This window comes from Pseudomonas sp. ADAK21 (assembly GCF_012935735.1).
GTDB lineage: Bacteria > Pseudomonadota > Gammaproteobacteria > Pseudomonadales > Pseudomonadaceae > Aquipseudomonas > Aquipseudomonas proteolytica.
In genome coordinates this window covers 4,496,086-4,518,468 of the sequence record NZ_CP052857.1, presented here as the reverse complement: position 1 = coordinate 4,518,468, position 22,383 = coordinate 4,496,086, and the positions used below count along the sequence as shown (strand labels likewise).

General features: G+C 62.3%; 20 protein-coding genes and 1 pseudogene. 12 read left to right on the top strand and 9 right to left on the bottom strand.

Annotated elements, in window-relative coordinates; translation table 11 throughout:
- Positions 1 to 32: 32 nt before the first annotated feature.
- Genes HKK57_RS20520 through HKK57_RS20505 form a run of 4 tightly spaced genes read left to right on the top strand, consistent with a single transcriptional unit; the run spans position 33 to position 3,747 of the window.
- Complete coding sequence (locus HKK57_RS20520; protein ID WP_169390655.1) at positions 33 to 539, top strand: sigma-70 family RNA polymerase sigma factor; 507 nt, start codon at positions 33 to 35, stop codon at positions 537 to 539.
- Complete coding sequence (locus HKK57_RS20515; protein WP_169390654.1) at positions 536 to 1,282, top strand: anti-sigma factor family protein; 747 nt, start codon at positions 536 to 538, stop codon at positions 1,280 to 1,282. Before HKK57_RS20520 ends, HKK57_RS20515 begins: the two co-directional genes overlap by 4 nt.
- A 12-nt stretch (positions 1,283 to 1,294) precedes the next feature.
- Positions 1,295 to 2,407 (top strand): cell division protein ZapE, encoded by a 1,113-nt coding sequence (zapE, locus tag HKK57_RS20510; protein ID WP_169390653.1) that lies wholly within the window; start codon positions 1,295 to 1,297, stop codon positions 2,405 to 2,407.
- A gap of 35 nt (positions 2,408 to 2,442) precedes the next feature.
- On the top strand, positions 2,443 to 3,747 hold the full coding sequence (locus tag HKK57_RS20505; protein ID WP_169390652.1) for a leucine-rich repeat-containing protein kinase family protein: 1,305 nt from the start codon (positions 2,443 to 2,445) through the stop codon (positions 3,745 to 3,747).
- Between the two features lie 114 nt (positions 3,748 to 3,861).
- Here HKK57_RS20505 and HKK57_RS20500 read toward each other — a convergent pair whose 3' ends face one another.
- Together HKK57_RS20500 and HKK57_RS20495 are read right to left on the bottom strand one after the other, a co-directional pair.
- Complete coding sequence (locus HKK57_RS20500) at positions 3,862 to 4,569, bottom strand: YebC/PmpR family DNA-binding transcriptional regulator (RefSeq protein ID WP_029298387.1); 708 nt, start codon at positions 4,567 to 4,569, stop codon at positions 3,862 to 3,864.
- 118 nt (positions 4,570 to 4,687) lie between these two features.
- On the bottom strand, positions 4,688 to 6,013 hold the full coding sequence (locus HKK57_RS20495) for an MFS transporter (protein ID WP_029298389.1): 1,326 nt from the start codon (positions 6,011 to 6,013) through the stop codon (positions 4,688 to 4,690).
- A gap of 265 nt (positions 6,014 to 6,278) precedes the next feature.
- Between HKK57_RS20495 and HKK57_RS20490 the strand changes: the two genes are divergently transcribed.
- A complete protein-coding gene (locus tag HKK57_RS20490; protein WP_070995494.1) occupies positions 6,279 to 7,154 on the top strand; it encodes a LysR substrate-binding domain-containing protein in 876 nt (291 codons plus the stop codon).
- A 189-nt stretch (positions 7,155 to 7,343) separates the two neighbouring features.
- Here HKK57_RS20490 and HKK57_RS20485 read toward each other — a convergent pair whose 3' ends face one another.
- Positions 7,344 to 8,204, bottom strand: a complete 861-nt coding sequence (locus HKK57_RS20485; protein WP_104910414.1) for a LysR substrate-binding domain-containing protein — start codon at positions 8,202 to 8,204, stop codon at positions 7,344 to 7,346.
- 112 nt (positions 8,205 to 8,316) lie between these two features.
- Between HKK57_RS20485 and HKK57_RS20480 the strand changes: the two genes are divergently transcribed.
- From HKK57_RS20480 to HKK57_RS20470, 4 genes and pseudogenes are all read left to right on the top strand, one after another.
- Positions 8,317 to 9,426, top strand: a complete 1,110-nt coding sequence (locus HKK57_RS20480; protein ID WP_169390651.1) for a 2-aminoethylphosphonate--pyruvate transaminase — start codon at positions 8,317 to 8,319, stop codon at positions 9,424 to 9,426.
- 27 nt (positions 9,427 to 9,453) lie between these two features.
- Positions 9,454 to 9,555: pseudogene (locus HKK57_RS27075) on the top strand (outer membrane lipoprotein carrier protein LolA); the annotation flags it as partial.
- A 17-nt stretch (positions 9,556 to 9,572) separates the two neighbouring features.
- Positions 9,573 to 10,400 carry a phosphonoacetaldehyde hydrolase gene (gene phnX / locus HKK57_RS20475; RefSeq protein ID WP_029298397.1) on the top strand — a complete coding sequence of 276 codons (828 nt, stop codon included), beginning with the start codon at positions 9,573 to 9,575 and terminating at the stop codon, positions 10,398 to 10,400.
- 114 nt (positions 10,401 to 10,514) lie between these two features.
- The gene (locus tag HKK57_RS20470; RefSeq protein ID WP_029298399.1) at positions 10,515 to 11,060 is read left to right on the top strand and encodes a cytochrome b; all 546 of its coding nucleotides are present in this window, start codon (positions 10,515 to 10,517) and stop codon (positions 11,058 to 11,060) included.
- Here HKK57_RS20470 and HKK57_RS20465 read toward each other — a convergent pair.
- Together HKK57_RS20465 and HKK57_RS20460 are read right to left on the bottom strand one after the other, a co-directional pair.
- Positions 11,057 to 11,947 (bottom strand): 1-aminocyclopropane-1-carboxylate deaminase/D-cysteine desulfhydrase, encoded by an 891-nt coding sequence (locus HKK57_RS20465; protein WP_169390650.1) that lies wholly within the window; start codon positions 11,945 to 11,947, stop codon positions 11,057 to 11,059. The genes HKK57_RS20470 and HKK57_RS20465 overlap by 4 nt on opposite strands.
- Before the next feature lie 57 nt (positions 11,948 to 12,004).
- Positions 12,005 to 14,044 carry an NADPH-dependent 2,4-dienoyl-CoA reductase gene (locus tag HKK57_RS20460; RefSeq protein WP_104910416.1) on the bottom strand — a complete coding sequence of 680 codons (2,040 nt, stop codon included), beginning with the start codon at positions 14,042 to 14,044 and terminating at the stop codon, positions 12,005 to 12,007.
- A 211-nt stretch (positions 14,045 to 14,255) separates the two neighbouring features.
- On the opposite strand from HKK57_RS20460, the gene HKK57_RS20455 reads away from it, so the two are divergent.
- Positions 14,256 to 15,386 (top strand): carbon-nitrogen hydrolase family protein, encoded by a 1,131-nt coding sequence (locus HKK57_RS20455; protein WP_169390649.1) that lies wholly within the window; start codon positions 14,256 to 14,258, stop codon positions 15,384 to 15,386.
- A gap of 4 nt (positions 15,387 to 15,390) precedes the next feature.
- The gene (locus tag HKK57_RS20450) at positions 15,391 to 16,431 is read left to right on the top strand and encodes an AraC family transcriptional regulator (protein ID WP_070995835.1); all 1,041 of its coding nucleotides are present in this window, start codon (positions 15,391 to 15,393) and stop codon (positions 16,429 to 16,431) included.
- Between the two features lie 257 nt (positions 16,432 to 16,688).
- On the opposite strand, the gene HKK57_RS20445 is transcribed toward HKK57_RS20450, so the two are convergent.
- The gene (locus HKK57_RS20445) at positions 16,689 to 17,486 is read right to left on the bottom strand and encodes a DUF2242 domain-containing protein (RefSeq protein ID WP_169390648.1); all 798 of its coding nucleotides are present in this window, start codon (positions 17,484 to 17,486) and stop codon (positions 16,689 to 16,691) included.
- Positions 17,487 to 17,530: 44 nt separating this feature from the next.
- A complete protein-coding gene (locus HKK57_RS20440; RefSeq protein WP_169390647.1) occupies positions 17,531 to 18,475 on the bottom strand; it encodes a LysR family transcriptional regulator in 945 nt (314 codons plus the stop codon).
- Between the two features lie 126 nt (positions 18,476 to 18,601).
- Between HKK57_RS20440 and HKK57_RS20435 the strand changes: the two genes are divergently transcribed.
- The gene (locus HKK57_RS20435; protein ID WP_169390646.1) at positions 18,602 to 19,780 is read left to right on the top strand and encodes an MFS transporter; all 1,179 of its coding nucleotides are present in this window, start codon (positions 18,602 to 18,604) and stop codon (positions 19,778 to 19,780) included.
- Positions 19,781 to 19,962: 182 nt separating this feature from the next.
- Here HKK57_RS20435 and HKK57_RS20430 read toward each other — a convergent pair whose 3' ends face one another.
- Positions 19,963 to 21,834, bottom strand: coding sequence for a SurA N-terminal domain-containing protein (locus tag HKK57_RS20430; RefSeq protein ID WP_169390645.1), 1,872 nt, complete (start codon positions 21,832 to 21,834; stop codon positions 19,963 to 19,965).
- 229 nt (positions 21,835 to 22,063) lie between these two features.
- Entirely contained in the window at positions 22,064 to 22,336 is a 273-nt protein-coding gene (locus HKK57_RS20425; RefSeq protein ID WP_003174819.1) for an HU family DNA-binding protein, read from the bottom strand.
- Positions 22,337 to 22,383: the final 47 nt, after the last annotated feature.

Here is a 22,383-nt window from a genome sequence, read left to right as displayed (position 1 = left end):
GCCCATTGCCACACACGCGCCGCAGGCCATCCATGCATGAACTCGACGAACAGTTGCGTGAGCTACTCCCCAGGCTGCGGCGCTTCGCCGTCTCCCTGACACGCAACGCCAGCAGCGCTGACGACCTGGTGCAGGCCAGCCTTGAGCGGGCCATCGTCCATTGGCGCGACAAACGCGTAGACGGTGACTTGCGGGCCTGGCTGTTCTCGATCCTCTACCGGCAATTCCTCGATGCACACCGCCGCTCCCGGCGCTACGCGCGAATGCTGGAGTTCTTTACCGGCCGCGATGACGCGCAGCCGTCCGCCGAACGCACAGTGATCGCCCAGACGACCCTGAAAGCCTTTGACCAATTGACGAGCGAGCAACGCGCCCTGCTGCTGTGGGTTTCGGTGGAAGGCTTGAGCTACAAGGAAGTCGCCCACATTCTTGAGGTGCCCATCGGCACCGTGATGTCTCGCCTGTCCCGCGCGCGCCAGGCCTTGCGCCAACTCAGCGACGGTGACATCACCAGCCCTTCCCTGCGGAGACTCAAATGATCAGCCTGCCCCCCAGCGAGCGCGACCTGCACGCTTACGTCGATCACCAGCTTACGGAGCCTGATCGAGGCCAACTGGACATCTGGCTCGCCGCGCACCCCGAGGTCGCGGCCCAGGTCCACGCCTGGCAGCAGGATGCCCAGCACCTGCGCGCGGCCCTTGGCGCCCAGCCTACGGCCAACCCCGATCTGGACCCGGCGCTGATTCGCCAGCGCCTCAAGCGCCACGCGCGCCGTCGATTCGCCAGCGCGGCCGTGCTGTTGCTCGCGGTCGGGCTCGGTGGCTTGGGGGGCTGGCAAGCGCGGCAGGCCACGCTTATCACCACGGCACTGCCGATGACCGATGCCCTGCAGGCCTATCGCCTGTTCGCCCAAGACCAGATCATGCCCGCCGACTATCAGGTCCACGACAACGGCGATATGCAAGCCTGGCTCGACCGCTACTTCGCCCAGGCCCATCGCCTGCCAGACCTGAGCCAGGCCGGCTTCAACCCAGTCAGCGGGCGCCTGCTCACCACGGACCAAGGCGCAGCGGCGATGGTGCTCTACGAGAACCCACAAGGCCGGCGCATCAGTTTCTATATTCGCCCACCAGGCCCGCAGAACACCTTGCTGCCACGGGGCAGCCGCAGTGCCGACGGGCTCCAGGCCCAATACTGGTCCAGCCCCGGCTACAACTACGCGATGGTCAGCCCAGAGGACGAACCGACCACGCGCTTGCTCAAGCAAACCACACGGTTCTAGGACGCCAACGCCATGCCCTTTCACGATAACCGCCCCCGTCGCCTGACCTTGCTCAAACGGTTGCTGGGCAAAAAGACCGCCACCGATAGCGCGCCAGCCATTCACCGGTTCTTCGCGGACAAGGCCCGGCAGCAGGGCTACACCCTCAGCCCCAGCCAGTTGCGGGTGATCGATGCCATGGCCCGGCAAACCGCACAATTGTTAGCCAACCGCCCGGCCCGCAGCCTGTACCTGCATGGCGCCGTAGGCCGCGGCAAAAGTTGGTTACTCGACGGTTTTTTCCAGGCCTTGGCGCTGCCCGGCAAACAGCGCGTGCATTTCCATGACTTTTTCGCCCGCCTGCACCGGGGCATGTTTGCCCACCGCCAGCAGGCCGATGCCCTGGGCGCGACCTTGGACCAACTGCTAGACGGCTGCCGGGTGCTGTGTTTCGACGAGTTCCATGTGCATGACATCGGCGATGCGATGTTGATCACCCGGCTGTTCAAGGCCCTGTTCCAACGCGGCATCCTGGTGCTGGTCACCTCCAACTACCCGCCACAAGGCTTGCTGCCCAACCCGCTGTACCACCAGCGCTTCAAGCCGGCGATCGACCTGATCAGCGCGCGCATGGACGTCATGGAAGTCAGCGCGCCCCAGGACTACCGCGGCTTGGCGCAAAACCACCGGCAGCAGCGTTTCACCCACGGCCAATACGTGTGGCCCGGCACCCCGGCCCAGCGCCGTGAACTGGGGCTGCCCGCGACCGATGGCCCGCCCCTGGCGCTGACGGTCGGCTCGCGGCAACTGCGGGTGCGCTGGCAACAGGCACGCAGCCTGGCCGTGGCCTTCGAGGACCTGTGTGAACAGCCCACCGCCGTGATGGATTACCTGCTGCTGTGCGAGGACTTCGACCACTGGATCATCGACGGCCTGCCCCGGTTGGACGACTGCCCGATTGCCGTGCAACAGCGGTTTATCAACCTGATCGACGTGCTGTACGACCAGGACAAGCACCTCACACTGCTGGGCCAACAGCCACTGGATACGGCCCTGCAAGGTCAGGCGATTGACCTAGCCCGCACCCGCAGCCGCCTGGGCCAGCTGGAACAAGTCAGCTCGCCGGCGCTCAAGTCGCTATCATGAGCGCCTTTGCCCTTGTCGAGTGACCGAAGCTGTTCATGGATACCCTTGCCCAACTCAAGGCTGGCCAACTGGCTGGCATCAAGCGCCTGGACCTGTCCTGCGGCCTGACGCAGTTCCCCCGGGAAATCTTCGACCTGGCCGACTCCCTGGAAATCCTCAACCTGAGCGGCAACGCCCTGAGCAGCCTGCCGGACGACTTGCACCGCCTGCCCCACCTGCGTGTGCTGTTTTGCTCGGACAACGCCTTCACCGAACTGCCAGCGTGCCTGGGCCAATGCCAGCAATTGAGCATGGTCGGCTTCAAGGCCAACCAGATCGAGCATGTGCCCGCCGCCGCGCTGCCGTCGCAGTTGCGCTGGTTGATCCTCACCGATAACCGCATCAGCCACTTGCCGGACGCACTCGGTGAGCGGCCCCTGCTACAGAAGCTCATGCTGGCGGGCAACCGCCTGGAGCAACTGCCGGCGAGCTTGGCCCAGTGCCACAACCTCGAGCTACTGCGCATCGCCTCCAACCGCTTGACGCAATTGCCACAATGGCTGCTGACGCTGCCGCGCCTGACCTGGCTGGCCTATGCCGGCAACCCGGTGGAAAGCGCGGTGGACCTGGTAAATGATGAGGCGACGCCGAATATTCCCTGGGCTGAACTGCAACTGGGCGAAATATTGGGCGAAGGCGCGTCAGGGGTGATTCGCAAGGCGCTCAGGGGAACATCGGGTGCACCTGTGGCCGTCAAGCTCTATAAGGGCACCATCACCAGCGACGGTTCGCCGCTGCACGAAATGCAGGCCTGCATTGCCGCCGGGCTGCATCCCAACCTGATCAAGGTGCAAGGCCGCGTGATCGGCCACCCCACTGAACAGGCCGCCCTGGTGATGGACCTGATCGACCCGAGCTACCGCAACCTCGCCGATCTGCCCAGCCTGGCGTCCTGCACCCGGGACGTCTACGACCCTGCCACCCGTTTCAGCCTGGAAGTGGCATTGCGCATGGCGCGCGGCATCGCCTGCGTAGCGGCGCATCTGCACCGGCACGGCATTACCCATGGCGACCTGTATGGCCACAATATCCTGTGCAATGCCGAGGGTGATTGCTTGCTCGGGGACTTTGGCGCGGCATCGTTCCACGCCACGGCAGACACCTTGGAAACCAGGGCGTTGCAGCGCATTGAAGTGCGCGCGTTCGGGGTGTTGCTGGGGGAGTTGCTGGAGCGCATTGACGAAGGCTTGAGCGATGAACAGCGCCAAGTGCTGGAGGCGCTGCGTGACAGTTGCTGCCAGCCGCAGGTGCTCACGCGTCCGGCGTTCCAAGAGATCGAGACACTGCTGTCCTCCCTCTGAAACGCCATGCACATGTGGGAGCGGGCTTGCCCGCGATAGCGGTGTAACTGACCGACCGCTATCGCGGGCAAGCCCGCTCCCACACTAGCCCGCGTCCATGATTAAAGGCCGGTGTCAGCCCGCCAGGCCGACGAACATATCTTGCACATCGTCATGGTTGTCGAGGCCTTCGAGGAACGCTTCGACTTCCGCCATCTGCTCGTCGCTCAAGCCGCTGACCGGGTTTTTCGAGATGTAGCCCAACTTGGCCGACAACACGGTAAACCCCTGCTCCGGCAAAGCTTTCTGTACCGCATCCAGGTCCGTGGTCTCGGTAATGAACAGGGTCGTGCCCTCTTCTTCACCTTCTTCAAAGTCCTGGGCGCCGGCTTCGATGGCGGCCATTTCCGGGTCGGCATCCGGGGTATCCGGCGAGGCCTCGATCAACCCCACATGGTTGAAGTCCCAGGCCACGGAGCCCGAAGCCCCCAGTTGCCCCTTGCGAAATGCCACGCGGATTTCCGCCACGGTGCGGTTGATGTTGTCGGTCACACATTCGACGATCAACGGTACCTGGTGCGGGGCAAACCCTTCGTAGGTCACGCGATGGTACTGCACGGTCTCGCCCAGCAGGCCCGCGCCTTTCTTGATCGCGCGTTCCAGGGTTTCCTTGGGCATCGAGGCCTTTTTGGCCTGTTCGACCACCAGACGCAGGTGGGCGTTGGTCGCGGTGTCCGCACCATTACGGGCGGCAATGGTGATCTCTTTCACCAGCTTGCCGAAGATCTTGCCCTTGGCATTGGATGCCGCTTCTTTATGTTTAACCTTCCACTGTGCGCCCATGACTCACTCTCTTGATATCCGTGGCGCCGAGACGTCTACTGGCCGGCGCTTTGGCCGCAGAGTTTATAGGGCAAGACCCCTTCGTTCCACCAAAAAACCGGCCAGCGTTGCAGGTGCCTCAGGTGCGCAGGGGTTTGATCGCCACTGAGCGATCCGGCACAAAGTCGCCCACTTGCGCCAAAACCGCAGGCCGGGCGTTCCAATAGGGCATCAGCACCAACGCCGAAAACAACGCGGCGCCGGCGAACACGATAAACACCGTCACCGTATCGAAGTAGCCCGGCAACAGGCCACCGAGAATCGCCCCCACCGAACCGCAACCGTTGACGAAGCCCGCCGCCGTCGCACCTGCCTTGGCCGTGCCGAAGTCGATCGCCGCCGTACTGCTGATCATCGAGTCCGGCCCGTACAGGGTCAGGCCCATGACAAACAGCAGGGCCATCACCAACAGCACGCTACCGGTATGCAATGCCCCCATGAACAGCGCCAGCGACACCGTCAGCGCCAACAGGCTGAGGACACAGGCCGGCATGCGCCGGGCGCCGAACAGTTTGTCGGACGCCAGGCCAATCATGATCGGCCCCAACAGGCCCGCCAGTTCGAACGCCGTGGGCACAATAGCGGCACCGACCTTGCCCACCGAGGGCATCTGCTCGTAGACGATGACCGGGCCCCACAACAGGATCGCGTAGCGCGCCGGTTTCAACAGGAAGTACGCCAGGCCCAAGGTCAGCACCGTGCGGTTGCGCAAGATCTCGCGCAGCGGCTCAAGGATGCTGATTTTCTTGGCCGCCGCCTGCTCGTCGGCGCTCATTGCCGGCTCAGGCTCCACTTCCGGCAGGCCGACGTCCTGGGGCGTATTGCGCTGGAAAATGAAGAACAGCACCGCCACCAACGCCACCACCGCGGCACTGGAGATAAATGCCGCGTGCCAGCTGCCGATCAGGGTATAGGCCCACCAACCGGCAAACGGCGATGCCACCAACCCGCCAAACGCATAGCACGAGCTCCACAAACCCAACACCCGCCCGCGCTGTTGCGCCGGGAAAAAACTGCCAAGGTTCTTGCACAGCCCCGACCAGCCAGTGGACTGCGCCAGGCCCTGGATCAACATGCACGTGACGAAGATCGGCAACGTGGCGAACGTGCCCATGACCAAGGCGGCAGCCGCAGAAATCACCAACCCTCCCAACACCACCACCCTGGGGCCGAAGCGGTCGGCGAGCATGCCCCAGGTGAACTGGCCAACGGCATACGCCGCCAGGTACAGGCCATCCAGGTTGGCCATCATCATCTTGTCCAGCGGGAAACTCGGGTCGTCGACGATCCCCAACTTGGCCACGGAAAACGCTTTGCGGGTGAAATAGAAGGCGGCATAGGCCAGCCAGGTGATGGCGAAAATCTGCACGCGCCAACGCTTGATACTACCCATAGGGATATTCATGGTGGTTCTGACCTCAGGTGTGAGTGTGCCGGCAGAATCGAAAAGCAATTGCCTGTGTTTTTATTGTTTTGCACTGCAGTACCGGGTCGCTGGGCGCCGGTACTGGTCAGATGAGTCCTGCAAGGTTGCACGCAACGACCCATGATCGCCGAAGTTGTAGGACTCAACCTACGGCGACTGGGGGCTATCAAAGCAATGGCTGACTAATAGGTAAAATCGATTTATCGTATTTCAAATATAAGCCCAGCTTGTAAGAGGTCGTGCCATGTCGGTTTCCCACGCGCAACTCAAAGCCTTCCATGCGGTAGCGGTCCACGGCAGCTTTACCCTGGCCGGCGAGCGGCTGTTCCTGACCCAGCCGGCCATTTCCGACCAGGTGCGCAAGCTCGAAGAGCGCTTCGGCGTGCTGTTGTTTCATCGCAACAAGCGCTCCGTGCGCCTGACCGACCTGGGCGAACGCCTGCTGAGTATCACCCAGCGCCTGTTTGTGGTCGCCGCCGAGGCCGAGGAGCTGCTGCAAGACTCCAAGGCCTTGCAGACCGGCAGCCTGACCCTGGCCGTGGATGCGCCGGTGCATGTACTGCCGCAGATCGCGCAGTTTTGCGAACGTTATCCGGGGATCACGGTAAAAATCGAGACAGGTAACACCGATGATGCGCTGTATCGCCTGCACAACTATCAGGCTGACCTGGCGCTGGTGGGGCGCGACGTCGACGATGAACGCCTGCTCTCAATCCCGCTGCGCGATGACCCGATGCTGGCCTTTGTTGCACGCAACCACCCGTGGGCCGGGCGGGAGTTCATCGACCTGGCGGACCTGGACGACACGCCCCTGGTTCTGCGGGAAACCGGCTCGGTGACCCGTCAGACCCTGGAACGGGAGATGCACCAGGCCGGGTTGCGCATTCGCCCGGCGATCCAGGTGGAAGGCCGCGAGGCCGCCCGTGAAGCGGTGGTGGTAGGGATTGGCGTGGGCGTAGTCTCGGCCTCGGAATTCGGTGCAGACTCCCGGGTGTATGCCATGCCAATCCGCGACTGCACCCAGCGCATGAAGGAAACACTGGTGTGCCTGAAAGAACAAAGCTCGCGACGGGTGGTGGCGACGTTTCTGGAGATTGTCCGCGAGAGCCTGGATACCTGATCACCGACCTGTGTGGCGAGGGGGCTCGTCCCCCGCTGGGCTGCGCAGCAGCCCCAATAAGACCGCCGCGTTTTATCAGATAGACTGCTGCGCCAGGGTTTGGGGCTGCTGCGCACCCCAGCGGGGGACAAGCCCCCTCGCCACAAAAAGCCCCATTGCCACAACACGCGTACCTGACCCATCGTCAGGTCAATGGGAAGCCAGCTCAAAAAACGCCTGAATCAAACGTAACTCCCGGCGCCGCTCCATGCACCCGAGCATATGGTGGTTCAGCAGTCCCTCGCCATGGATGGGAATCGCATGCACACGTGGATCGCGACTGACTTCCACCGAGGACACCACCCCCACTCCCAGTTCGGCGGCCACCGCTTCTGTCACCGCTTCGCGGCTGTCCAGCTCCAGCAACACCTTGGGCTGTACGCCGGCCTTGGCACAGGCCTCGTCGAAGGTGCGGCGGGTGATGGAGCTGGGCTCGCGCAGCACCATGATCACCTGGTCCAACTGCTCCAGGCGGATACCCGCCGGATCCGCCAGCCACGGGTGGCCAGCCGGTACCAAGGCGCAGATACGTGACTCGTTCAAGGGCTGCAGGTGCACGCCCTTGCGTGGCTCCACTTGCGTCAACACCGCCACATCCGCGTGCTCGGACAACAGCGCCGCCAGGGTTTCCTGGGCATTGCCCAGGCGCAGGTTGACGGTAATCCCCGGGTACCGCGCACGCAGCTTTGCCAGCATGGGCATGACCATATGCGGCCCATCCGCCGCCACTTCCAGGCGCCCGGTGAGCAATTGGCGGTTGGCCTCCAGCAGGGCCTGCGCTTCATCCACCTGGCCGAAGATGCTGCGGGTGATGGCCGCCAGCTTGATCCCTTCTTCGGTTAACTCGACCCGCCGTGCGGTACGTCGCAGCAGGGTGATCTGGTAGTGCTCTTCCAGCGCCTTGATATGCCCGGTCACGGCCGGCTGACTGATAAACAGGCGCGCGGCGGCACGGGTAAAGCTGCCGTCCCGGGCCACGGCGTCAAATGCGCGGAGTTGAAAAAGATTCATAGCTATCGGCCTCACTGATGGCTGGCATAACAACAAACAATTTGATTGATGACAAGCCAAACTGCAATTTATGTCCCGTAGCTTCATCCCACTGCTTTGCGAGGACATGAGAATGAGTACTGCCGCGCCGATCCTGCTCACACCGGGGCCCCTGACCACCTCCGCCCGCACCCGTCAGGCCATGATGGTTGACTGGGGTTCGTGGGATGACCGCTTCAACCAATTGACCGCCAGCCTCTGCGAGCAACTGCTAGCGATCATCAACGGTGGCGACAGCCATCACTGCGTGCCCTTGCAGGGCAGCGGCACCTTCGCCGTCGAAGCCGCCATCGGCACCCTGATGCCACGGGATGGCAAGGTGCTGGTGCTGATCAACGGAGCCTACGGCAAGCGGCTGGCGAAGATCTGCGAAGTGCTCGGCCGCCCGTTCAGCACCTTCGAGACCGCCGAAGACCAGCCCACCACCGCCGCTGATGTGGATCGACTGTTGCAGGCTGACAGCACCATCACCCATGTCGCGCTGATCCACTGCGAAACCAGCACCGGCATCCTCAACCCGCTGCCGGAGATCGCCCAGGTCATCCAGCGCCATGGCAAACGCCTGATCATCGACGCCATGAGCTCCTTTGGCGCGCTGCCCATCGACGCGGCCCAGGTGCCGTTTGACGCCCTGATTGCCGCTTCCGGCAAATGCCTGGAAGGCGTGCCGGGCATGGGTTTTGTCTTTGCCAAAAAACAAGCGCTGGCCGCCGCCCAAGGCAACAGCCATTCCCTGGCCATGGACCTGTTCGACCAGCACGCCTACATGGCCAAGACCGGCCAATGGCGCTTTACCCCGCCGACCCACGTGGTGGCCGCCTTGCATGAAGCGCTGCTGCAATACAACGAGGAAGGTGGCTTGCCGGCCCGTCACCAGCGCTATGCCGCCAACTGCCAGACACTACTGGACGGCATGGCCGAACTGGGCCTGCGCAGCTTCCTGCCCGCCGCGATCCAGGCGCCGATCATCGTCACCTTCCACGCGCCGAGCGATCCGCGCTACCAGTTCAAGGACTTCTACGAGCGGGTCAAGGCCAAGGGTTTCATTCTGTATCCGGGCAAATTGACCCAGGTCGAAACCTTCCGCGTCGGCTGCATCGGCCATGTCAACCAGGCAGAGATGCAAGCGGCAGTGGCGGCGATTGCCCAGGCGCTGCAAGAGATGGAAGTGCTCGCTATCTAACCCCCCAATTCAATTGTAGGAGCGAGCTTGCTCGCGAAGATCGTTAACGATAACGCGGGCGGCCTGCTTCACAGCGGCGCCCTGAGGTTTTTCGCGAGCAAGCTCGCTCCTACAACGTACGCCCCATTACCTATAGGATTTTTACCATGAACTATCAGAACCCCAACACCCTGCAGGCCGCCATCCTTGACTGGGCCGGCACCGTGGTCGACTTCGGCTCATTCGCCCCCACGCAGATTTTTGTCGAGGCGTTTGCCGAGTTCGACGTCCAGGTGTCCATCGAAGAAGCCCGTGGCCCGATGGGCATGGGCAAGTGGGACCACATCCGCACCCTGTGTGATCAGCCGCAAGTGGCCGAGCGCTATCGCAAAGCCTTCGGCCGCACGCCGACCGACGCGGACGTGACCGCCATCTACGAGCGCTTCATGCCGCTGCAGATCGAGAAGATCGCCGAGCACTCGGCGCTGATTCCCGGCGCCCTGGAGACCATCGCCGCACTGCGTGCGCAAGGGATCAAGATCGGTTCCTGCTCCGGCTACCCCAAGCAAGTGATGGACAAGGTGGTCGAGTTGGCTGCCACCAACGGCTACATCGCCGACCACGTCGTCGCCACCGACGAAGTACCCAATGGCCGCCCATGGCCCGCCCAGGCCCTGGCCAACGTGATTGCCCTGGGCATCGATGATGTGGCGGCCTGCGTGAAGATCGACGACACCGTGCCGGGCATCCTCGAAGGCCGTCGCGCCGGGATGTGGACGGTGGCGCTGACCTGCTCGGGCAACGCCCTGGGCCTGACCTACGAGCAGTTCCGTGCGCTGGACCCGGCGACACTGGCCAGCGAGCGCAAGCGCATCGAAACCCTGTTCGCCGGCTCGCGCCCGCACTACCTGATCGACACCATCACCGACCTGCCCGGCGTGATCGCCGACATCAACCAGCGCCTGGCCCGCGGTGAAATGCCGCAAGCTGCCTGATCGAGATCAATACATCGCCCCTCACTCGGGCAAACCTTGCACAACAGGGTTAGGCTGAAGGGACTCCGTCGCCAAAGAACGGAGGTTTGCCCCTGATGAGTGAGGAACGACGCAATGCCGTGGAAAAACAGCGAGTCCCGTTACAGTACGATGTCCATCGCCCTGCACTGGCTGATGTTGGTGCTGCTGGTGGTGGTCTACGCCACCATTGAATTTCGCGGGATTTTCCCCAAAGGCAGTGGCGGGCGCACGTTAATCAAAGAACTGCACTTCATGTTCGGCCTGACCATCTTTGTACTGGTCTGGCTGCGCCTGTTTGCCCGCAGCCTGGGCGTGGCGCCGAAAATCCTGCCGGCCCCGCCGCAATGGCAAGCCTTGCTGGCGACGCTGATGCACGTGGCGTTGTATGTGTTCATGATCGGCATGCCGATCTTCGGCTGGCTGATCGTCAGTGCCGCAGGGCATTCAGTGTCGTTCTACGGCCTTGAGTTGCCGCCCCTGATCGGCGAAAACAAAGACTTGGCCAAGCAGATCGAAGGCTGGCACGTGCTGGGTGGCACTATCGGCTACTGGCTGATCGGCCTGCATGCGGCGGCGGGTCTGTACCACCACTATTTCATGCGCGATAACACCGTGTTGCGCATGTTACCCAAGCGTTAATCCGCAAAACCCCGGCGGCCTTGCAGGCCGCCGGTGTGCACAAAGATCAAGCGAGTGCCGGGAGCGAAGCGCCCGGCCTCGATCTGCTGCTTGAGCGCCAGCAGCGCCTTGCCGGTGTACAGCGGCTCCAACGGAAGGCCGCAGGCCTGTTCGGTAGTGGCGATAAATTCAAGCAATGGCTGATCGGCCTTGGCAAAACCGCCACGGCTGGCATCCAACAGTTCATACCCGCCCTGCACAATGGCCTGCACGTTCTGCGCGACGCCATGATCATCCGGTACCGCCATTGCCCCAAACACAGGATGGCCGCCCGCCTCCGCCAGGACCAACCCCGCCAGGGTGGTACCGGTGCCGGCCGCCAGCCACCAGGCGTCGTAATCGGCCCAACCCAGGGTGTGCAACTGCGTCCGTACCTGCTCCAGCAACACGCCACAACCCAACGCCCCGGTCATTGCGCCGCCGCCTTCGGGCACAGGATGCAGGTGCGGGTAGCGCTCGCGCCAAGGCAACCAGAAGCCCGGCTCATGGCGCGCGCGGTAGCCGCCATAGCCCAACCAGTGCAGGTGCATGCCGAACGCTTGCAGGTCGAAAACAGTCGGGGTGTCTTGCGGGAGCCCACGCAACAGGCCGACGGTGGCAAAACCGAAGCGTTTGCCGGCCGCCGCCAGGGCATGCAGGTGATTGGAGTAGGCGCCGCCCAGGCTGATGATGCCGCTGGCACCCGCCTGTTGCGCCTGGGCCAGGTGCCCGGTGAGCTTGAACCACTTGTTGCCGCTGATCAGCGGGTCGATGCGGTCCAAGCGCAACACGGCCACCTCGACGCCGTGCAGCCAATCCAGCTGCAAGGGTTCGAGGGGAGCCTGGGGAAGCCAATCGAAAGGACCCATCAGGGCACGTCTGCATGAAAAAAGGGGCGGTAGTCTAACACCGCCCCTTCCCGGGTCTTACAGCTCGGCGGCGAGGCGCGAGCCCTGGTTGATCGCACGCTTGGCATCCAGCTCGGCGGCCACATCGGCACCGCCGATCAGGTGCACGTTCTGGCCAGCGGCGACCAGGCCGTCCTGCAGTTCGCGCAGCGGGTCCTGGCCGGCGCAGATGACGATGTTGTCCACCGCCAGCACTTGGGGCTCGCCCTCGGCGCCAATACGAATGTGCAGGCCTGCGTCGTCGATCTTCAGGTACTCGACGCTATTGAGCATCTGCACCTGCTTGTTCTTCAGGCCGGTACGGTGGATCCAGCCGGTGGTCTTGCCCAGGCCGTCGCCGACCTTGGACGTCTTGCGCTGCAGCAGGAACACTTCACGGGCCGGCGCATGGCGCTCGGGCTTGATCCCGGCCACGCCGCCACGGGCTTGCAGTTGGGTGTCGATGCCCCATTCTTTCCAGAACGCCTCGCGATCCAGGCTGGTGGACACGCCTTGGTGCACCAGGAATTCCGACACGTCGAAACCGATGCCGCCGGCGCCAATCACCGCTACACGCTTGCCCACCGGCTTGCGTTCGAGGATCACGTCCAGGTAACTCAACACCTTGGGGTTCTCGACGCCCGGGATCGCCGGGGTACGTGGCGCGATACCGGTGGCGAGGATGATCTCGTCATAACCGCCCGCCACCAGTTGCTCGACGTCCACGCGGGTGTTGAGGCACAGCTCGACATGGGTGGTCTGCAACTTGCGTTTGAAATAACGCAGGGTTTCGAAGAACTCTTCCTTGCCCGGCACGCGCTTGGCGATATTGAACTGGCCGCCGATCTCGCTGGCGGAATCGAACAAGGTCACCTGATGCCCGCGTTCGGCGGCCACGGTGGCAGCGGCCAGGCCTGCAGGGCCGGCACCGACTACCGCGATCTTCTTGATCTGCTTGACCGGCAAATAATTGAGTTCGGTCTCGTAGCAGGCGCGCGGGTTGACCAGGCAGGTGGTCAGCTTGCCGCCGAAGGTATGGTCCAGGCACGCCTGGTTGCAGCCGATGCAGGTGTTGATTTCGTCGGCACGGCCAGCGGCGGCCTTGTTGACGAACTCTGGGTCGGCCAGGAACGGCCGGGCCATGGACACCATATCGGCATCGCCCTCGGCAAGGATCTGTTCGGCCACTTCCGGGGTGTTGATACGGTTGGTGGTGATCAACGGAATCTGCACCGCGCCGCGCAGCTTGGCCGTGACCTTACTGAATGCGCCCCGCGGCACTTTGGTGGCGATGGTCGGGATGCGCGCTTCGTGCCAGCCGATGCCGGTATTGATAATCGTCGCGCCCGCCTGCTCGATGGCCTTGGCCAACTGGACAATTTCTTCCCAGGTGCTGCCGCCTTCCACCAGGTCGAGCATCGACAGGCGGAAGATAATGATGAAGTTGGGCCCCACGGCTTCGCGCACCCGACGCACGATTTCCACCGGCAGGCGCATGCGGTTTTCGTAGGCGCCGCCCCAGCGGTCGGTGCGATGGTTGGTGTGGGCGGCGAGGAACTGGTTAATGAAATAACCTTCCGAGCCCATGATTTCCACACCGTCGTACTCGGCGACCTGGGCCAGTACCGAGCACGTCACAAAGTCACTGATCTGCTTTTCGATGCCTTCCTCGTCCAGCTCCTTGGGCTTGAACGGGTTGATCGGCGCCTGGATCGCGCTCGGCGCGACCTGCTTGGGGCTGTAGGCATAACGGCCGGCATGGAGGATCTGCATGCAGATTTTGCCGCCCGCCTCGTGCACCGCCTGGGTCACGATCTTGTGCTTGAGCGCTTCGGCTTCGGTGGTCAGCTTGGCGGCCCCGGAATACACCCCGCCTTCATCGTTGGGGCCAATGCCGCCGGTAACCATCAGGCCTACGCCGCCACGGGCACGCTCGGCGAAATACGCGGCCATGCGCTCGAAGCCACCTGGCTTTTCTTCAAGACCGGTGTGCATCGACCCCATCAGGGTGCGATTGCGCAAGGTGGTAAAACCCAGGTCCAACGGGGCCAGCAGGTGCGGGTAGGCAGCAGCGGTCATGGTACAGCTCCACAACGGATCATCACGGGACGTGGCAGGCTCGAATGGCCGGCCATCAGTTTATGTCCCACAGACTAAGAGCCATGCCCCCACCGCTCAATGACTGAAACTGACAAGTTATTGATCCAAATGCGCAACGCCCCTTGGCAAGCGTGGCGACGCGCCCTACCCTAGAGGCGAACCCTGCTTACGGCCTGTTGTCTGTTCCCCCATGCGTAAATTATTTGCTTTGACCTTCACCATGGCCTTGGTCGCCGCCGTTTCCGCCTATCTGGTCTGGACCCAGGAGCGCCCCGTGGGGCATTACCTGTCGGACCTGAGGATCAACCTGGCCATGAACGAGGGCGTCCCAGCCGATCACGGCAATCTGCTGGGCATCCAGCCCGAGTTGTTCCCCGCCGATTACCAGAGCCTGGAGCGCTTGCACCTGAAGCTCTCGGCGTACCTGCGCAATGCCCGGGACATGGGGCTGATCAATGACAAAACCATTGTGGTGTTGCCGGAACATGTCGGTACCTGGTTGTTGGTCAGCGGCGAAAAAAACGAGCTGTACCAGGCCACCAGCCTCAAGGAGGCAATGAACTGGTTGTCGGCCAGCAATCCATTGCTGTTTATGCGCGCGCTGATCAGTGCCCAGGGCGATAACCGTATCGACGATGCCTACCTGCGCATGAAGGCACCGGCCATGGCCCGTGATTACCAGGTGTTGTTTGGTGGTCTGGCCAAGGAATTCGGGGTGACGCTGGTGGCCGGTTCCATCGCCCTGCCCAACCCCAGCATCAGCCAGGGTCAACTGCAGGTCGGCCATGGTGCGCTGTACAACACCAGCCTGGTGTTCGACCGCGACGGCCTGCCGCTGGGCCAACCCCAGCGCCAGCTCTACCCGATCTTCGATGAGCGCGGTTTTATCGCCCCGGGCGACGAAAACGCGATCAGCGTGATCGACACCCCGGCCGGGCGCCTGGGCATCCTGATCGGCAGTGACAGCTGGTATCCGGACAATTACCGCAAACTCAACGAATTAGGCGCGCAACTGGTGGCGGTACCGGCCCTGGTGATTGGCCGGGATACCTGGGACAAGCCGTGGCGCGGCTTCAAGAGTGTCTCCACGCCACCGGAAGTCAGCCTCAAGCCTGAAGAACTCAGCGAAGGTGAAGCCTGGCATCGCCTGAGCCTGATCAGCCAGGCCCCCATCAGCCTGGCCGGTGCGGGTATGAGCGTGTTCATGCGCGGACAGTTCTGGGACCAGGGCACCAGCGGCCAGAGTTTTCTCAGTACCCAGGGACAAGTCTTCGCCGACGGCAACGCGCGTGGTGCGCGTTTGCTGAACGTGTGGCTGTAAACCCATGAAACCGGCACCGATGCGCCTCGGTGACTTATCGGTGGGCATCGTGCACACCCTGGCCGACGCGATCCTCAGCCATGGCCTGGACCCGCAGCCACTGCTGTTGCAATACGGCCTGGACCCAGCACGCTTGAGTGAACCCGGTGCACGCCTGTCAATCCCGCGCTATATGCGCCTGGGCCACGCAGCCATCCAGTTGACCGGCGATCCCGGCCTGGGCCTGCGCATGGGCCAACTGAGCCGCATGAATCAACTTGGCCTGGCCGGCGTCACTGCGGCCCAGGCGCCCAACGTGCGCGAAGCCGCGCGTACCTTGACCCGCTTCGAGGCGCTGTACGGTGCCAATTACCGTGGCCAGTCCAGCTTTCATGAAGACGCCGGGGGCGCCTGGCTGCGGTTCTATTCCATCAGCCCCTATAACGCCTATAACCGCTTTGTCGTGGACTCGATTCTCGCCGGTTGGCTACAGCAGATGGCAACCTTGTGCCAGCAGCCGGTCGTGGCCGAACGGATCGAGATCGAATTCGCCACCCCCGACTACAGTGCAAGCTACAGCGTGCTGGGCGATTGCCCGATCCAGTTCGGCGCTGAGCTCAATCAACTGCGCTTGAGCCAACACAGCCTGGGCCAGCGCAACCCGCAGCATTGCCCCAGTACCTGGAACCTGCTGTTGCAGCTGTGTGAAAGGGAATTGGAGCAACTGACCCGCACCCGCAGCCTGCGCGAGCGCATCACCCGCTTGCTGGGGCCGATGCTCAATGGCGGCCGGGAACCCGACCTGGAAGAAGTGGCGGCGCGCCTGAAGCTGCCGACCTGGACCTTGCGCCGCAAACTGGCCGAGGAAGGCACGCAGTTTCGCGCCATTCTCAACGACACCCGCCGCGACCTGGCCATGACCTACATTCGCGACACGGAACTGGCGTTTGGGGAAATCGCCTATCTACTGGGTTTTGCCTCAGCGGAAGCCTTTCAACGGGCCTTCAAGCGCTGGAACAGCCAGACCCCTGGGGAATTTCGCCGCAGTCAGCGGCATTCCGCCTGACGCCTGCCTACAGCTCGGTGGCGTCGTCGGACGGATCCAGCGGATCAAGTTCGAATGCCTGATACTCCAACAGCTCTTCTTGATAATCGTCCATCGTCGACTCCTTGTGTAATCAAAGCAGGTGGCTTAAGTGACCCGCATCACCAGCCTAAAGTGCCGTCGTGACGAAAAAAAGACAGGGTCATGACGTTCCTGAGCTTGAAGATTAAACGTAGCAGCCATCAATGGATTTAACGCCTCGAGCTAAACGACCTGGGTTATTGGCCGGTGGTCGGCAACGCTGGAATCACCTCTGTTGGCGCGGGCAGCACAGGCGTGGTCGGCGCTGGAGCTTCTTGCGGAGCGGGCTGTGGCGTAATCGGCACCGCCTCCACTGGTGGCGCAAGCGGTTCCGAGACCGCTGGCGCAACAGGCGTAGTCGGCACATCTTGCGGCGCGTCAACCTTGTCCACTGCAGGCGCGGGCTTGGGCTCCGGCACACCGAGGTCAGCCTTGGGCGCTTCTGGAATGTGCTCGGCGGCCTTCACTTCCTGGGGCAGGAACACATCCACCAAGGCAAAGTAGCGGTCATAGAACTTGGGCGAAGTGACCGTCTCGCTGGCCACCTTGACCATCGAGTCGTCGGTGGAGCCAATCGGCATCGATACCGAACCGAGTACACCCACCCCCAGGCTGGCGGAGTTATTGACCTTCTTCAGCGCATAGCGATCCTGCAGGGCGTTGGCAAACATGGTCGCATGGTGCTCGCCGCTGCCGTCTTCGGCACATACCACGTTGAAACTGATCTGCAGATGGGTCTCACCGGTCTGCTGGAAACTTTTGTTACCGCTCACCAGCTTCGGGTCGCTGCTGGTGATGATGTAGCCCTGGCTGAGCAACGCCCGGCGTGCCGCTTCGCAGGCCGCGACATCGCTGACCGGGTAGTTGCGCGAAAACGTACCGGAGTCGTCGAAGTTCTCATGTTCGTAGATAGCGGTCTTGGGCGACGAGCAGCCCGTGGCGCCTGCCAGCACCAGCGCGAGCGCAAGGCCACGCAAGTGAAATGAAGTCGACATTGATGATCCTGAGGAAAACGGTCAGGGCGGTATTGTGCAACAGATCACGGGGTGCGCGCGCGGATTCCTGTCGGTAAAACGCCAGCGACCGGCTCAACGTGCGATACGGGAAAAAGCCTGGCGCTCATATGGTCGATAAACACCCGCAGTTTCGCCGAAGCATGCCGGCTCGACGGCCAGAGCATCCAGAAACTGCCGCTGTGTTCCAGATACTCGTCCAGCACCCGCTGCAAGCGGCCCTGCGCGACGGATTCGCGAACCATGAAGTCCGGCAGGCAGGCGATCCCCAAGCCTTCATGCACCACATGGTTAAGGGACTCGATAGTGGTACTGACCAAGGGAGTGCGCAACACCGGTTCGGGTTCACCCGGTAGATAACGCAGTGGCCAGGCTTCCAGCTTACCGGTGGCGCAGAACTTGTGGCGCAGACAGGCGTGGTGGTTCAAATCCGCAGGACAAACCGGCGTGCCGTGCAGGGCGAAGTACTGCGGCGATCCCACCAGCACCAACCGATAATGCCCCAGCAACCGGGCCGTGAGCCGCGAATCCTCGGGCTTGCCGGTGCGCACCACGGCATCGAAGCCTTCCTCGATCACGTCCACCATGCGGTCGGAGAAGTCCACATCCAGCTCAATCTCTGGATAGGCCCGCATGAACTCGCTCAGCACCGGCATCAACAGGCCTCGGACTTGCGGCAAGCTGACGCGCAATTTTCCACGCGGTGTGGCCGCCGCCTCCGTCAACTCCTGCTCCGCCGCTTCAACTTCGGCCAGGATGCGCCGCGAGCGCTCGAGAAACAGCGCGCCCTCGGCCGTCAGCGTGATACTGCGAGTGCTGCGGTGAAACAGCCGTACACCCAGGCGCTGCTCCATGCGCGCAATGCTTTTGCCCACGGCCGAGGAAGACACCCCCAGTACGCGACCAGCCTGAGTAAAGCTGCGGGTTTCCGCGACCTGCACAAACACCGAAATACTGCCCAGGCTGTCCATTATCCCTTCCCGCTGATTACGGACATGAACGTCCGATAAGTTCGGAACCTTAGCCTATTTTTCCGAGGGATTCAGCCCCCTACTCTGCCCCGATGTCCTGATGCCTTGAATACGGAGCCGAGCCACATGAATGACTGCAGTACACCGCAATGCCTGCCCAGCCGACGCGAACGATTACCCCTGGCGGGCTTGCTCGCGCTGGCGACCGCCGGTTTCATCACCATCCTCACCGAGGCGATGCCTGCCGGCCTGCTGCCACAGATGAGCGCCGACCTGGGCGTCAGCGAGGCGCTGGTCGGTCAGCTCGTCACGGTATACGCCCTTGGCTCGTTGCTGGCGGCCATTCCCCTGACCATCGCCACCCGTGGCTGGCGTCGCCGCCCCTTGCTGCTGATAGCGATCGGCGGTTTTGCGCTGGTCAACAGTGTCACGGCGCTATCAGACCTGTATTGGCTGACCCTGGTCGCGCGGCTGCTGGCTGGCATCTTCGCCGGCTTGCTCTGGGCACTGCTGGCCGGATATGCCAGCCGCATGGTCGCGCCGCACCTGCAAGGCCGGGCGATTGCCGTGGCAATGCTGGGCGCGCCGCTGGCGCTGTCCCTTGGCGTACCTGCCGGGACATTTCTGGGCACGGCGGTAGGCTGGCGGTTGAGCTTTGCAATCATGACCGCACTGACCGTGCTGCTACTGGTGTGGGTGCGCTGGCAGGTGCCGGACTTTGCCGGACAAAGGGAGCAACAGCGCCTGGGCTTGCGTCAGGTCCTGCACTTGCGTGGGGTGCGTCCGACGTTGTGGGTGACGTTTACCTATGTGCTGGCACATAACATTCTGTACACCTATATCGCGCCGTTTCTGCTGCCTGCCGGGCTTGCCGCTGACATTGACCAGGTGTTGCTGGTATTTGGCCTGGCTGCGCTGATGGGCATCTGGATCGTCGGCCTGTTGATAGACCGCCTGCTGCCGGCCTTGCTGGTGATCAGTTGCGCGCTGTTTGCGGCTGCGGCGTTGGCCTTGGGCCTCTGGACCGCGTCTACCGAAGTCGTCTACCTGTCAGTGGCCATCTGGGGCCTGGCATTTGGCGGCTTGCCTGCCTTGCTGCAAACCGCTTTGGCCAAGTCGGCAGGTGACTCGGCGGACGCTGCACAGTCGATGCTGGTAACGGTGTGGAACCTGGGGATTGCCGGCGGAGGGCTGCTAGGCGGCGTACTGCTTCAGGGATGGGGCGTGATGTCGTTTCCCTGGGTGGTCGCGGGCTTGGCCATGTTGGCATTGATCGCAACCTTACAGACCCGAAGCACCCGGTAAGGTAGGAGCGAGCTTGCTCGCGAAAGACGTTAACGATAAAGGGGGCTTGCTGGGTATACGCGGCGCTCTCAGGTTCTTCGCGAGCAAGCTCGCTCCTACATCAGCTTGGCGGGGCTGATGAGCAGGCAAAAAAAGACCCCGACTTTCAGGCCGGGGTCTTTTTTTGAAGCGGTATCACACCATCAGAAACGCTTGATGTCAGCCTTGGCTTCCAGTTCCTTGCGGAACGCAGCGAAGTCCTGCTGGCCAACCCGCGAAGCGAGGAAGCGACGGTATTGCTCCTTCTCTTCATCGGTCGGCGCAGCCCCTTCGTTGACGCTGTTCAAGCGCACGATCATCAAGCTGCCATCTGGCAGGGTCACGTCGGCAAAGGTCGGCTTGTCTTTCGCCGCAGGCTTAGGCATGCGGAACAGTGCCTGCAACACAGCCGGCTCGACGCCGTCCTGACCGCGGGTAGCGGCTTCGGTGACTTTCCAAGCCTGGCCATCAACCGCCTGGTCCAACGCCAGCTTGCCATCGCGCAGGTTGGCGATCAGCTCATCGGCATGGGTCTTGGCCGCAGCGCTTGCGCGCTCCTTGGTCAGTTGGGCACGAATGGCAGTCGCCACGCTTTCCAGCGGCAGTTGCTCCGGCTTGCGGTGCTCCTTGGCGCGCAGGACGACGATGGTTTCCGGATCCAGCTCGATGGCGGTGCTGTTGGCACCCTCATCCAGCACTTCAGGGCTGAAAGCGGCCTGGATCACAGCACGGTTGGCCGCGATGCCTTCGCCACCTTCACGGCCAAACGGCGCGGAGGTGTGTACGGTCAGCTTCAGGTCCGACGCCGGCTGGGCCAGGTCGGAGGCTTCGAAAGCCGCATCTTCCAATTGCTTGGTCGCCTCGACAAAACGCTGCTCCACTTGCTGGGTCTTCAGCTCACGGGTCAGCTTGTCTTTCAGGCTGGCGAACGAAGGCACTTCTGGCGCTTCAACACCCAGCAGCTTGATCAGGTGCCAGCCGAAGCTGGAACGCACCGGTGCCGAGACCTGGTCCTTGTTCAAGGCATACAGGGCGCTTTCAAACTCAGGATCGTAGACGCCAGGGCCCGCGAAACCCAGATCGCCGCCATTGTTGGCCGAACCAGGATCCTGGGAGAACTCCTTGGCCAGGGCCTCGAAGCTCTCGCCCTTGGCCAGACGCGCCTGGACTTCTTCGATCTTGGCCTTGGCTTGCGCCTCGGTGACCTTGTCGTTGACTTCGATCAGGATGTGCGCGGCACGACGCTGTTCAGCGAGGTTGGCGGTTTCTTTCTCGTACAGGGCCTGCAGTTCATCGTCCTTGACCGTTACCTGGTCAAAGAACGAAGCCTTCTTCAGCTCCAGGTAGTCGATGACGACCTGGTCCGGGGTCATGAACTCCTTGGCGTGCTGGTCGTAGTAAGCTTTGACCTCGTCGTCAGTGAGCTTCACGGCAGCCGGGTCAGCTTTGATACTAACGGTGGCGAAATCACGGGTCTGTTTTTCCAGACGCGCGAAGTTCAGCACTTCCTGGTCGGTAACAAAACCGCTGCCGGCAATGCCTGCGCGCAGTTGGCCGATCAGCATTTCCTGGGTCAGCATCTGACGGAATTGCATACGGCTGTAGCCCAGCTGACGGATCACCTGGTCGAAGCGTTCAGCGCTGAACTTGCCGTCTTCCTGGAACTCCGGGGTCTGCAGGATCACTTGGTCCAGTGCAGCTTCCGAGAAGGAGAACCTCGAATCGGCCGCGCCTTGCAGCAGCAGCTTGCGGTCGATCAGGCCCTTGAGGGCCGCTTCGCGCAGCATTTTTTCATCCAGCAAGGACGCGTCGAAGTCCTTGCCCAGTTGTTGCATCAGCTGCCGACGTTGCATGTCGACGGCCTGGCTCAGCTCGTTTTGACTGATTTCTTCACCATTGACCTTGGCCGCGTCCTGGCTGTTGGTCGTAGCCTGAAAAATGGCCTCGATACCGGTGAAGGCCATCAATACAACGATGAGCCCGATAATGGTCTTGGCAATCCAGCCTTGTGAATTGTCCCTGATATTCTGCAGCATGCGTCCCCCAGAAACGGTTGAACTTCAAAATTAGGCAACCGTGGAGCGTGGGTAGAATCCGGATAGAAGAAAGGCGCATCCGAGGATGCGCCTTCTCGTAACTGGCGGAACGGACGGGTATTGAACCCGCCCCCCGGCTTAGCGACCCAATGGATATTCAGGTCTGTTGCCGCTCCGCTGCCAGGCCAGACCTGCGTCCAGCCCGGATAGGCAAAGGCTTGAGCGAAGCTTAGTTGACGGCTTCTTTCAGGGCTTTACCGGCTTTGAAACCGGGTTTCTTGGCAGCAGCGATTTGCAGTGCTTTGCCAGTCTGTGGGTTACGGCCAGTGCGAGCTGGACGATCGGTCACAGAGAAAGTACCGAAACCTACCAGTACCACGGAGTCGCCGGCCTTGAGAGCGCCAGTGACGGATTCGATTACTGCGTCCAGCGCACGGCCAGCAGCAGCTTTCGGGATATCAGCAGATGCAGCGATAGCATCAATCAGTTCCGACTTGTTCACTCTAAGTCCCCTTATATCTATTGAGTATGATTCTAAGTTTTTTGGTG

Coding starts and splice junctions, on each gene's coding strand:
- HKK57_RS20520 (WP_169390655.1), top strand. CDS start 33: ATGCATGAACTCGACGAACAGTTGCGTGAGCTACTCCCCAGGCTGCGG.
- HKK57_RS20515 (WP_169390654.1), top strand. CDS start 536: ATGATCAGCCTGCCCCCCAGCGAGCGCGACCTGCACGCTTACGTCGAT.
- zapE (WP_169390653.1), top strand. CDS start 1,295: ATGCCCTTTCACGATAACCGCCCCCGTCGCCTGACCTTGCTCAAACGG.
- HKK57_RS20505 (WP_169390652.1), top strand. CDS start 2,443: ATGGATACCCTTGCCCAACTCAAGGCTGGCCAACTGGCTGGCATCAAG.
- HKK57_RS20500 (WP_029298387.1), bottom strand. CDS start 4,569: ATGGGCGCACAGTGGAAGGTTAAACATAAAGAAGCGGCATCCAATGCC.
- HKK57_RS20495 (WP_029298389.1), bottom strand. CDS start 6,013: ATGAATATCCCTATGGGTAGTATCAAGCGTTGGCGCGTGCAGATTTTC.
- HKK57_RS20490 (WP_070995494.1), top strand. CDS start 6,279: ATGTCGGTTTCCCACGCGCAACTCAAAGCCTTCCATGCGGTAGCGGTC.
- HKK57_RS20485 (WP_104910414.1), bottom strand. CDS start 8,204: ATGAATCTTTTTCAACTCCGCGCATTTGACGCCGTGGCCCGGGACGGC.
- HKK57_RS20480 (WP_169390651.1), top strand. CDS start 8,317: ATGAGTACTGCCGCGCCGATCCTGCTCACACCGGGGCCCCTGACCACC.
- phnX (WP_029298397.1), top strand. CDS start 9,573: ATGAACTATCAGAACCCCAACACCCTGCAGGCCGCCATCCTTGACTGG.
- HKK57_RS20470 (WP_029298399.1), top strand. CDS start 10,515: ATGCCGTGGAAAAACAGCGAGTCCCGTTACAGTACGATGTCCATCGCC.
- HKK57_RS20465 (WP_169390650.1), bottom strand. CDS start 11,947: ATGGGTCCTTTCGATTGGCTTCCCCAGGCTCCCCTCGAACCCTTGCAG.
- HKK57_RS20460 (WP_104910416.1), bottom strand. CDS start 14,044: ATGACCGCTGCTGCCTACCCGCACCTGCTGGCCCCGTTGGACCTGGGT.
- HKK57_RS20455 (WP_169390649.1), top strand. CDS start 14,256: ATGCGTAAATTATTTGCTTTGACCTTCACCATGGCCTTGGTCGCCGCC.
- HKK57_RS20450 (WP_070995835.1), top strand. CDS start 15,391: ATGAAACCGGCACCGATGCGCCTCGGTGACTTATCGGTGGGCATCGTG.
- HKK57_RS20445 (WP_169390648.1), bottom strand. CDS start 17,486: ATGTCGACTTCATTTCACTTGCGTGGCCTTGCGCTCGCGCTGGTGCTG.
- HKK57_RS20440 (WP_169390647.1), bottom strand. CDS start 18,475: ATGGACAGCCTGGGCAGTATTTCGGTGTTTGTGCAGGTCGCGGAAACC.
- HKK57_RS20435 (WP_169390646.1), top strand. CDS start 18,602: ATGAATGACTGCAGTACACCGCAATGCCTGCCCAGCCGACGCGAACGA.
- HKK57_RS20430 (WP_169390645.1), bottom strand. CDS start 21,834: ATGCTGCAGAATATCAGGGACAATTCACAAGGCTGGATTGCCAAGACC.